Source organism: Marilutibacter maris (assembly GCF_006546735.2).
Taxonomy (GTDB): domain Bacteria; phylum Pseudomonadota; class Gammaproteobacteria; order Xanthomonadales; family Xanthomonadaceae; genus Marilutibacter; species Marilutibacter maris.
Map to the genome: position 1 here is coordinate 1 of NZ_VICD02000192.1, position 10091 is coordinate 10091.

10 protein-coding genes and 1 riboswitch are annotated in these 10091 nt (G+C 69.8%); of the genes, 4 read left to right on the plus strand and 6 right to left on the minus strand.

Annotated features, from left to right (window positions below):
- From ribB to glyA, 6 genes are all read right to left on the minus strand, one after another.
- The coding region (gene ribB, locus FKV24_RS11180) for a 3,4-dihydroxy-2-butanone-4-phosphate synthase (RefSeq protein ID WP_141482441.1) at positions 1-918 on the minus strand (918 nt) is incomplete at its 3' end.
- Positions 915-1526 carry a riboflavin synthase gene (locus tag FKV24_RS11185; protein WP_141482442.1) on the minus strand — a complete coding sequence of 204 codons (612 nt, stop codon included), beginning with the start codon at positions 1524-1526 and terminating at the stop codon, positions 915-917. The genes FKV24_RS11185 and ribB, both read right to left, overlap by 4 nt.
- Positions 1527-1662: 136 nt before the next feature.
- Positions 1663-1843, minus strand: a riboswitch (FMN riboswitch).
- 121 nt (positions 1844-1964) lie between these two features.
- Complete coding sequence (locus tag FKV24_RS11190) at positions 1965-2729, minus strand: class I SAM-dependent methyltransferase (protein WP_141482443.1); 765 nt, start codon at positions 2727-2729, stop codon at positions 1965-1967.
- A 6-nt stretch (positions 2730-2735) separates the two neighbouring features.
- Complete coding sequence (gene ribD, locus FKV24_RS11195) at positions 2736-3869, minus strand: bifunctional diaminohydroxyphosphoribosylaminopyrimidine deaminase/5-amino-6-(5-phosphoribosylamino)uracil reductase RibD (RefSeq protein ID WP_141482444.1); 1134 nt, start codon at positions 3867-3869, stop codon at positions 2736-2738.
- Between the two features lie 220 nt (positions 3870-4089).
- The gene (gene nrdR / locus FKV24_RS11200; RefSeq protein WP_141482445.1) at positions 4090-4608 is read right to left on the minus strand and encodes a transcriptional regulator NrdR; all 519 of its coding nucleotides are present in this window, start codon (positions 4606-4608) and stop codon (positions 4090-4092) included.
- An 83-nt stretch (positions 4609-4691) separates the two neighbouring features.
- On the minus strand, positions 4692-5960 hold the full coding sequence (gene glyA, locus FKV24_RS11205) for a serine hydroxymethyltransferase (protein WP_141482446.1): 1269 nt from the start codon (positions 5958-5960) through the stop codon (positions 4692-4694).
- A 197-nt stretch (positions 5961-6157) separates the two neighbouring features.
- Here glyA and ettA point away from each other — a divergent pair, with 197 nt between their 5' ends.
- The 4 genes from ettA to pyrF are packed head-to-tail and all read left to right on the plus strand — an operon-like array spanning position 6158 to position 9968.
- Positions 6158-7819 (plus strand): energy-dependent translational throttle protein EttA, encoded by a 1662-nt coding sequence (gene ettA, locus FKV24_RS11210; RefSeq protein ID WP_111265630.1) that lies wholly within the window; start codon positions 6158-6160, stop codon positions 7817-7819.
- A gap of 59 nt (positions 7820-7878) precedes the next feature.
- Positions 7879-8616 carry a type I methionyl aminopeptidase gene (map, locus tag FKV24_RS11215; protein ID WP_141482447.1) on the plus strand — a complete coding sequence of 246 codons (738 nt, stop codon included), beginning with the start codon at positions 7879-7881 and terminating at the stop codon, positions 8614-8616.
- 18 nt (positions 8617-8634) lie between these two features.
- On the plus strand, positions 8635-9114 hold the full coding sequence (locus tag FKV24_RS11220) for a cupin domain-containing protein (protein WP_141482448.1): 480 nt from the start codon (positions 8635-8637) through the stop codon (positions 9112-9114).
- A gap of 29 nt (positions 9115-9143) precedes the next feature.
- A complete protein-coding gene (gene pyrF, locus FKV24_RS11225; protein ID WP_141482449.1) occupies positions 9144-9968 on the plus strand; it encodes an orotidine-5'-phosphate decarboxylase in 825 nt (274 codons plus the stop codon).
- Positions 9969-10091 lie beyond the last annotated feature (123 nt).

Consider the following 10091-nt stretch of genomic DNA (forward strand, 5'->3'; position numbering starts at 1 on the left):
CTGGATCCGCCGCAGCAGCGCGTCGGGACCCGGCTGGTCGCCCAGCAGCACCAGCACCCCGCACGCCTCGGCGGCGATCGTGGCCAGCACCTCGCCGACCGCCGGTCCGAAATCCGGCCGCCGCCAGTGCAGGGCGTCGGCGAGCGGGTTCATCACGTGAACCCGGACCAGGGTCGGAATCGAAGCCACCGCCTCGCCGCGGGTCAGGGCGAAATGCAGGCCGTGGCTGAGGCGGTCGCGGTAGGTGACCAGTTGGAACGGGCCGTGCTCGGTCTCGATCGGCCGCGCATCGACCCGCTCCACGGTGTGCTCGGTATCGAGCCGGTAGCGGATCAGCTCCTCGATCGAGCCGATCTTCAGGCCGTGCTCGCGGGCGAAGGCCTCCAGTTGCGGACGCCGCGCCATGGTGCCGTCGGCGTTGAGGATCTCCACCAGCACCCCGGCCGGCTCGAGCCCGGCCATCATCGCCAGGTCGGCCGCGGCCTCGGTATGGCCGGCGCGGTTGAGCACGCCGCCGGGCTGGGCCTGCAACGGGAAGATATGGCCGGGCTGGTGCAGGTCGGCGGGCCTGGCGTCCGGACGCACCGCGGTGCGCACGGTATGCGCGCGGTCGTAGGCGCTGATGCCGGTGGTGACGCCCTCCGCGGCCTCGATGCTGACGGTGAAGTTGGTGTGGTGCTGGGAGGTGTTGTCGCGGACCATCGGCGGCAGCCCCAACTGGGCGCAGCGCTCGCGGGTCAGCGACAGGCAGACCAGGCCACGCGCGTGGGTGACCATGAAATTGATGTCGGACGGCTTGACCAGCTCGGCGGCCATGATCAGGTCGCCCTCGTTCTCGCGGTCCTCGTCGTCGACGATCACCACCATGCGGCCGTTGCGGATCTCCTCCAGCAACTCGGGAATCGGCGCGAAGCTCATGCGGCGCCCTCCTGACCACGGCCCACCAGCAGGCGCTCGACATAGCGCGCGACCGTGTCGACCTCCAGATTGACCGCGTCGCCGACCCCGGTGTGCGCGAACACGGTGTGGGCGACGGTGTGCGGGACCAGGGCGACCTCGAAGCCGTCGTCGTCGACCGCATTGACGGTCAGGCTGACGCCGTCGACGCAGATCGAGCCCTTCTTCGCGACGTAACGCAGCAATGGCGCCGGCGCGGCGAAGCGCCAGCGCTGCGCGCGCGCGTCGTCGGCGATCGAGACCACCTCGCCGAGGCCGTCGACGTGGCCGCTGACCAGGTGGCCGCCGAGGCGGTCGCTCGGTCGCATCGCCCGCTCCAGGTTGACCGGCGCCCCCGGCCGCAGGCGGCCGAGCGTGGTCAGGGCCAGGGTCTCGTTGGAGGCATCGGCGCAGAAGCCCTGCGCGTCGAACTCGATCACGGTCAGGCAGACGCCGTTGACCGCGATGCTCTCGCCAAGATCGACATCGTCGAACGGCAGGCTGCCGGCCTCGATGCGCAGGCGGACATCGCCGCCCAGGGGTTGGGTCGCGGCCAGCCGGCCGACGCCTTCGATGATGCCGGTGAACATCAGCGCAGCTCCCGGACGGGGGCCGCTTGAACGGAACGATGGATGGAGGTCATGAACGTTTCCCGCGGTCAGTGAGCGAAAAACGTCTTAAGGCATGAGGCACGAACGCCCCGCGGAGTCTCCGCGCGACGCGCGTTGCCGTCTTCTTTCATCCGGACTGTAACCGTCGGCTCCGGCATCGAACCGGATCTGCTGACCTTCGCGGCCGCCGGCGAGGAACTCGCATGGACCGGGAAGCGCTCGCGGGCTCGCGCGGCGTTCCGGGGAACGCGGCGCCTACCGCCGGTGGGGAATCTCACCCCGCCCTGAAGACGTCGTTGGTGGATCGCCGGGCGGCCCAGGGGCTCTCCGGCGCGGCAATTCTAGCACCCGCGCACGGCATGACCGCGGCCAGGACAAGGGACGCACCGTTCCACAAAGGCCATCGCGGCCGCAGCGCTATCCGGGTTTGCGCCGCAGGTGCAGGAACAGGGGCCAACTGATCCGTCGCGCCTCGTCGGGATCGCCCCAGGCCTGGGCAAGCGCACCGGCATGAGCGGCGACCGGGTCCTTGCCGGTCGCCTCCAGGCAGCGCGCGCGCGCCGAGCTGCTGGCCAGGTAATGCAAGAAGCGCGGCAGCGACCAGTCCGCCTCCAGCCACAGCTCCGGCGCCGGCAGCGGCGGGAACGGCCAGTCGTAGCCGGCATAGGCCTGGTCGACCTCGGCCCGCTCCGGCGGCCAGTACCGCGCGATCCGCCGCCGGTAGTCGGCAACCGCGCCAACCATGCCCTCCGGCGGCAGGAAGTCGGCGTACCCCCAGGCGGCCAGCACCCCGCCGGGCGCCAGCACGCGCCGGCATTCTTCGAAGAAACGCGGGCGGTCGAACCAGTGCAGGGCCTGCGCGACCGCGACCAGCTGCACGCTGGCGCCATCCAGCACGGTGCGCTCGCCGGGCTCGACGGCAAGATCGACGTTGCCGCCCGGGCCGTTCGCCCAGTGCCGCGCCAGCTGTTCGCCGCTGGGATCGGTGGCATGGACATGGGCGAAGCGCGCGGCCAGCCCGCGGGTCGCCTGACCGCTGCCGCAACCGGGTTCCCAGACCCGGGCGCCGGCGGAGACGACCGCGGCCAGGGCCTCGAACAGGGCGTCCGGATAGCCCGGCCGCGCCGCGGCGTAGGCTTCGGCGACGCCGGAGAAATGGTCGTTGAACCGCTCCGGCGCCATCCGCGCTCAGCCGGCGGCGACGGCCGCCGGCCGCAGCAGCAGCCGGGTATCTCCGCCCAGTTGCCGGGTCTCGACCAACGACAACTGCAGGCGCTCGGCCATGGTGTTGACGTCCAGGCCGCTGAACAACGGCCGCGCCTGCGCCCCCAGCAACACCGGCGCCACGTACAGCAGCACCTCGTCGACCCGCTGCGCGGCCAGCAGTGCGCCGGCCAGGGTCGCGCCGGACTCGACCTGGACTTCGTTGATCTGGTGCCGCTCGGCCAGCAGCCGCAGCACCGCGTCGAGGTCGAAACGCCCCGCCTTCACCGGCACCGACGCGACCTGGGCACTGAGCCCGCGCGGCGGCTTGGCATCGGGGGCGTGGACATACAGGGTCGGCGCGTCGCCCTCGCGCACGCGACCGCGCGCGACGGTGGCCAGGCCGGGGTCGAGCACGACCCGCAGCGGCGCCACGAAGTCCGGCACGTCGCCGGTGCTGTCCTCATCGAGGCGGACGGTCAGTTGCGGGTCGTCGGCCAGCACGGTGCCGGCGCCGGTCAGGATCGCGCTGGAACGTGCGCGCCACTGCTGCACATCGCGCCGCGACGCCTCGCCGCTGATCCACTTGGACTCGCCGTTGGCCAGCGCGGTGCGCCCGTCCAGGCTGGTCGCGAGCTTGACCCGCACCCACGGCCTGCCGCGCTCGACGCGCGACAGGAAGCCGCGGTTGAGCTCGCGCGCCTGGGTCTCCATCAGCCCCGATTCGACCGCGATCCCGGCCGCGCGCAGCCGTTCGAAGCCTTTCCCGGACACCTCCGGAAACGGGTCGCGCATCGCCGCCACCACCCGCGAAACGCCGGCCTCGACCAGGGCTTCGGCGCACGGGCCGGTGCGGCCGGTATGCGCGCACGGCTCCAGGGTCACGTAGGCGGTGGCGCCACGGGCGCGATCGCCGGCCGCCCGCAATGCGTGGACCTCGGCATGCGCGTCGCCCGCGCGCCGGTGCCAGCCCTCGCCGACCACCTCGTCGCCCCGCACCAGCACGCAGCCCACCATCGGATTGGGCTTGGTGGTCCAGGCACCGCGTTCGGCCAGGCGCAGGGCCCGGGCCATGAAGGCATGGTCGGTGGCACTGAAGGCGGGCTGGGTCAGGGTCATCTTTGCTCCCGGCTACTGGCGGAGTCGGCGGCGTTGCCAGGGAACCTCCGGTCAATTCGGAGGTTCCGTGCGCCAGGGATCGCGCACGCGCGGATCAAGCACGCAGGTGCTTGATCCGGCGGGAGCAAGGCCGAGCTTGGCTTGACCTTGCGACGTCTGAACACGTCCAGGATGGATGTGTTCAGACCTTCCCTGGCGGGAAACGGCGCCGCCTCCATTGTCATCGTTTGCGGCTCTTACCCGGCGCCGGCTCGCTGCCCAGCAACGGCAACTGGCCCTCGCCGGCATGGTCGCTCTCCAGCCGATCCAGCTCCTCGCGGAAATCGGCGACGTCCTCGAAGGCGCGGTACACCGACGCGAAGCGCACGTAGGCGACATGGTCGAGCTTGCGCAGCTCGGCCATCACGAATTCGCCGACCCGCAGCGACGGCAGCTCGCGCTCGGCGGTCATCCGCAGCTGGTGGACCACCGCGCGCACCGCGGCCTCGATCTGCTCCTCCGACACCGGCCGCTTCTGCAGCGCGCGATCGAAGCCGGCGCGCAGCTTGCGCGCGTCGAAGGCCTCGCGGCGACCGTCGCTCTTGATGATCGCCGGCAACTTGAGCTCGATCGTCTCCAGGGTCGAGAAACGTTCGCCGCAAGCCTCGCAGACCCGGCGACGGCGAATCGTCGCGCCATCGTCGGACACCCGCGAGTCGATCACGCGGGTATCGGTGTGCTGGCAGAAGGGACAGTGCATGGGTCAGTCGAGAGTGAGGGAAAACGCGTCGAGAATCACGAAACCACTCCTTTTCCCACGGGTCTTCCCCCCTCTTCTCGCGCTCAGCCGTAGACCGGGAACTTCCTGCACTGCGCGGTGACCTTCTCGCGCACCGCAGCGATCACGCCCTCGTCCTCCGGCGCGTCGAGCACGTCGCAGATCCAGTGCGCCAGCTCGACGCAGTCCGCTTCCAGGTAGCCGCGGGTGGTCACCGCCGGGGTGCCGATGCGCAGGCCCGAGGTCACGAACGGCTTCTGCGGATCGTTCGGCACCGCGTTCTTGTTGACGGTGATGTGGGCACGGCCCAGGGCGGCCTCGGCGGCCTTGCCGGTGACGCCCTTGCCGATCATGTCGATCAGCATCAGGTGATTCTCGGTGCCGCCGGACACGATCTTGTAACCGCGTTCGATCACCACCCTGGCCATCGCCTGGGCATTCTTCACCACCTGCTGCTGGTATTCGGTGAACGCCGGCTCCAGCGCCTCCTTGAACGCGACCGCCTTGGCCGCGATCACGTGCATCAGCGGACCGCCCTGGATGCCGGGGAAGACGATGCTCTGCAGCTTCTTGACCAGCTCCTCGGACGGGTCCTTGGCGACGATGATGCCGCCGCGCGGGCCGCGCAGGGTCTTGTGGGTGGTCGAGGTGACCACGTGCGCGTGCGGCAGCGGGTTCGGATACACGCCGGCGGCGATCAGGCCGGCCACGTGGGCCATGTCGACGAACAGCCAGGCGCCGACCTTGTCGGCGATCGCGCGGAAGCGCGCCCAGTCGATCTTCTGCGAATAGGCCGAGAAGCCGGCCACGACCATCTTCGGCTTGTGTTCCAGCGCCAGCCGCTCGACCTCGTCGTAGTCGATCAGGCCCTGGTCGTTCACGCCGTACTGGACCGCATTGAACAGCTTGCCGGAGACGTTGACCTTGGCGCCGTGGGTCAGGTGGCCGCCGTGGGCCAGCGACATGCCGAGAATGGTGTCGCCCGGCTGCAGCAGGGCCAGGTAGACCGCCTGGTTGGCCTGGCTGCCGGAATGCGGCTGCACGTTCGCGTACATGCCTTCCGTGGAGCCGGCCCCGAACAGCTGCTTCAGGCGCTCGATCGCGAGCTTCTCGGCGACATCGACGTACTCGCAGCCACCGTAGTAGCGCTTGCCCGGATAGCCCTCGGCGTACTTGTTGGTCAGCACGCTGCCCTGGGCCTCCATCACCCGCGGGCTGGCGTAGTTCTCGCTGGCGATCAGTTCGACGTGGTCTTCCTGGCGGCGTGCCTCGTCGGCGATGGCCTGGGCCAGTTCGGGGTCATATCCTTCAATGCGGGCGTCGCGCGGAAACATTGCGGCTCCAGACGAATGGGTGGCGTGGGAGGGGAGCCCCGAAGTCTACGCGAAACTTGAACGCCACCGGGGTCCCGGCGAGGCCCTGGCTGGCATCGCCCGCGGGCTTCCGGGATAATTGGCGGTCTTCTGTCCGAATCCCCGCGGCCCTGCCCCCGTGCAGCCGGCCGCCGTCCGCACGCGGAGTCCAAAGCCCCATGTCGCAATACATCTACACCATGAACGGCGTGTCCAAGACGGTCCCGCCGAAGCGCCAGATCATCAAGGACATCTCGCTGTCGTTCTTCCCCGGCGCCAAGATCGGCCTGCTCGGCCTCAACGGCGCCGGCAAGTCGACGGTGCTCAGGATCATGGCCGGCGTGGACACCGACTTCCAGGGCGAGGCGCGTCCGCAGCCGGGCATCAAGGTCGGCTACCTGGCGCAGGAGCCGGAGCTGGACCCGGAGAAGACCGTCCGCCAGGCGGTCGAGGAAGGCGTCGGCGAGATCCTGCAGGCGCAGCATCGCCTTGACGAGGTCTACGCCGCCTATGCCGACGAGAACGCCGACTTCGACGCCCTGGCCAAGGAGCAGGAGCGGTTGGAGGCGATCCTGGCCTCCGGCGACGCCCACCTGCTGGAGCAGCAGCTGGAAGTCGCCGCCGACGCCCTGCGCCTGCCGCCGTGGGAGGCCGTGATCGGGCCGCTGTCGGGCGGCGAGAAGCGCCGCGTCGCGCTGTGCCGCCTGCTGCTGAGCAAGCCCGACATGCTGCTGCTCGACGAGCCGACCAACCACCTCGACGCCGAGTCGGTCGAGTGGCTGGAGCAGTTCCTGGCCCGCTTCCCGGGCACCGTGGTGGCGGTGACCCATGATCGCTACTTCCTCGACAACGCCGCCGAGTGGATCCTCGAGCTCGACCGCGGCCGTGGCATTCCGTGGAAGGGCAACTACACCGACTGGCTGGTGCAGAAGGAAGAGCGCCTGAAGCAGGAAGAGAACCAGGAGAAGGCGCGCCAGAAAGCGATCGCCAAGGAACTGGAATGGGCCCGCCAGAACGCCAAGGGCGGCCGCAGCAAGGGCAAGGCGCGTCTGTCCCGCCTTGAGGAGCTGCAGTCGGTCGACTACCAGAAGCGCAACGAGACCAACGAGATCTTCATCCCGCCGGGCGAGCGCCTGGGCAACTCGGTGATCGAGTTCAAGAACGTCAGCAAGAAGTTCGGCGACCGCCTGCTGATCGACGACCTGAGCTTCATCGTGCCGCCGGGCGCGATCGTCGGCATCATCGGCCCCAACGGCGCCGGCAAGTCGACCCTGTTCAAGATGATCACCGGCAAGGAGCAGCCGGACTCGGGCCAGATCAACATCGGCCCGACCGTGAAGCTGGCCTACGTCGACCAGAGCCGCGACAAGCTGGAGGGCAACCACAACGTGTTCCAGGAAGTCTCCGGCGGCCTGGACATCCTCAACATCAACGGCATCGAGATCCAGTCGCGCGCCTACATCGGCCGCTTCAACTTCAAGGGCCAGGACCAGCAGAAGATGGTCGGCAGCCTGTCCGGCGGCGAGCGCGGCCGCCTGCACATGGCCAAGACCCTGCTGCAGGGCGGCAACGTGCTGCTGCTCGACGAACCATCCAACGACCTCGACGTCGAAACCCTGCGCGCGCTCGAGGACGCCCTGCTGGAGTTCCCGGGCAACACCTTCGTGATCAGCCATGACCGTTGGTTCCTGGACCGCATCGCGACCCACATCCTGGCGTTCGAGGGCGACTCGCACGTGGAGTTCTTCCAGGGCAACTACCGCGAGTACGAGGAAGACAAGAAGCGCCGCCTCGGCGACGACGCGGGCCCGCACCGGCTGCGCTTCAAGGCGTTGAAGTAAGCCGCGCGCCGTGCTCTGCTGACCGCCACCCACAGCGCCCGCCCGCAGGAGGCTCCCGGATGACCATCGAACACCAGGACGACATCGACGGATTGCGTCGTGCCGGTGCGCTGGTCTCCGGCATCCTCGCGCGGATGCGCGAGGCGGCGGTCGAAGGCGTCGTCTCGCGCGACCTGGACGCCCTGGGCGCCGAACTGATGCGGGAGGCCGGCGCACGCTCGGCGCCGGCGCTGACCTACGGGTTTCCCGCCGCGACCTGCATCAGCATCAACGCGGTGGCGGCGCACGGCATTCCGGACGCGACCGTGCTGCGCGACGGCGACCTGGTCAACATCGACGTTTCCGCCGAGCTGGACGGCTATTTCGCCGACACCGGCGCCAGCTTCGTGGTCGGCACCCCGAGCCCGCGCCAGCAGCGCCTGCTCGACGCCGCCCGCGAGGCGCGCGACGCCGCCGTCGCCCAGCTGCGCGCCGACAATCCGCTCAACAGCATCGGCCGCACCGTCGAAGCGGTGGCCGCGCGCCGTGGCTTCCGGGTGATCCGCGACCTCGGCAGCCACGGTGTCGGACGCGCCCTGCACGAGGCGCCGGGGACCATCCCCGGCCACTACGACCCGCGCGACAGCCGCCGCCTGCACGATGGCATGGTGATCACGGTCGAACCGTTCCTGGCCACCCATTGCACCCGCACCGTCGAGGCCGACGATGGCTGGGCGATGGTCTGCCCCCGCGGCTATGCGGCGCAGTTCGAACACACCGTGATCGTCACCCGCGGCGAACCGATCGTGGTGACCTGAGCGCACAGGAGTCCGGCCATGAGCACGAACAAACCAACCCGGACAGCGGTGGATATCGGCTCACTGCCGCCCCGCACCGGCTCGGGCTACCCGCAGCCGTTCGCCGCGCGCGTATCCGGACGCGACAAGCGCGCCCTCGGCGACCTGTTCGGTCTCACCGCGTTCGGTATCAACCACACCCGGCTGCCGCCCGGCACGGCCTCGGCGCTGCGCCACGCGCACAGCCACGAGGACGAGTTCGTCTACGTGCTGGAAGGCCATCCGGTGCTGGTGACCGATACTGGCGAGACGCCGCTGGCGCCCGGCATGTGCGCCGGTTTTGCCGCCGGCAGCGGCGATGCCCACCACCTGGTCAACCGCGGCGGCACCGACGTGGTGTACCTGGAGATCGGCAGTCGTCACGACGACGACGCGGTCGACTATCCCGACGACGACCTGGCAGGACGCACGGTCGATGGCCAATGGCGCTATTTCCACAAGGACGGTCAACCTTACTGAGCGCGCGACCGCGCTTCCGGGAGCCGACGATGAGCTTCACCCAATCCCTCCGTACCCGCTGGGAGCACGCCGACAGCCTGGTCTGTGTCGGCCTGGATCCCGAGCCGGCGCGCTTCCCGGCGCGCTTCAGCGACACTCCGGACGCGGTGTTCCAGTTCTGCCGCGACATCGTCGATGCCACTGCCGAGTACGTCTGTGCGTTCAAGCCGCAGATCGCGCATTTCGCCGCACTCGGCGCCGAGAGCGCCCTGCTGCGCCTGATCGAGCATGCGCACCGGACCCATCCCGACATCCCGGTGATCCTCGACAGCAAGCGCGGCGACATCGGCAGCACCGCCGCCCACTACGCCCGCGAGGCGTTCGACCGCTACGCCGCCGACGCGGTGACGGTGAACCCCTACCTCGGCCACGACTCGCTGCAGCCGTTCCTCGACTGCGCCGACCGCGGCGTGGTGATCCTGTGCCGGACCTCCAACCCCGGCGCCGGCGACCTCCAGGACCTGACCGTCTCCGGCAACGGCGGCAGCCGCCCGCTGTACCAGCACGTCGCCGAGAAGATCGCCCGCGACTGGAACGGCAACGGCAACTGCGCCCTGGTGGTCGGCGCGACCTGGCCGGAACAGCTGCGCGAAGTGCGTGCGATCGTCGGCGAAATGCCGCTGTTGATCCCCGGCGTCGGCGCCCAGGGCGGCGACGTCGCCGCGGTGGTCGGCAACGCCCGGAGCGCCGACGGCACCGGCATGATCGTCAGCAGCTCGCGCGCGGTGCTGTACGCTTCCAACGGAGAGGACTACATGGACGCCGCCGCGACCGCGGCACGCACCCTGCGCGATCAGATCAACCGGTACCGCTGAGTCGTCCCAACCAACGATATCCGGCTGCGCCCGGATATCTCCCAAGGTTTGCTGCGCAAACCTCGGGCCCCGCCGTTGCGCCTCCACACCCCCATTCGCATCTGCGATGCGAATCGCCCCCTG

Bases quoted from the DNA above. Each gene is read 5' to 3' on its own strand.
- glyA (WP_141482446.1), bottom strand. From the start codon at position 5,960: ATGTTTCCGCGCGACGCCCGCATTGAAGGATATGACCCCGAACTGGCC.
- pyrF (WP_141482449.1), top strand. From the start codon at position 9,144: ATGAGCTTCACCCAATCCCTCCGTACCCGCTGGGAGCACGCCGACAGC.
- FKV24_RS11190 (WP_141482443.1), bottom strand. From the start codon at position 2,729: ATGGCGCCGGAGCGGTTCAACGACCATTTCTCCGGCGTCGCCGAAGCC.
- FKV24_RS11220 (WP_141482448.1), top strand. From the start codon at position 8,635: ATGAGCACGAACAAACCAACCCGGACAGCGGTGGATATCGGCTCACTG.
- ribD (WP_141482444.1), bottom strand. From the start codon at position 3,869: ATGACCCTGACCCAGCCCGCCTTCAGTGCCACCGACCATGCCTTCATG.
- nrdR (WP_141482445.1), bottom strand. From the start codon at position 4,608: ATGCACTGTCCCTTCTGCCAGCACACCGATACCCGCGTGATCGACTCG.
- FKV24_RS11185 (WP_141482442.1), bottom strand. From the start codon at position 1,526: ATGTTCACCGGCATCATCGAAGGCGTCGGCCGGCTGGCCGCGACCCAA.
- ettA (WP_111265630.1), top strand. From the start codon at position 6,158: ATGTCGCAATACATCTACACCATGAACGGCGTGTCCAAGACGGTCCCG.
- map (WP_141482447.1), top strand. From the start codon at position 7,879: ATGACCATCGAACACCAGGACGACATCGACGGATTGCGTCGTGCCGGT.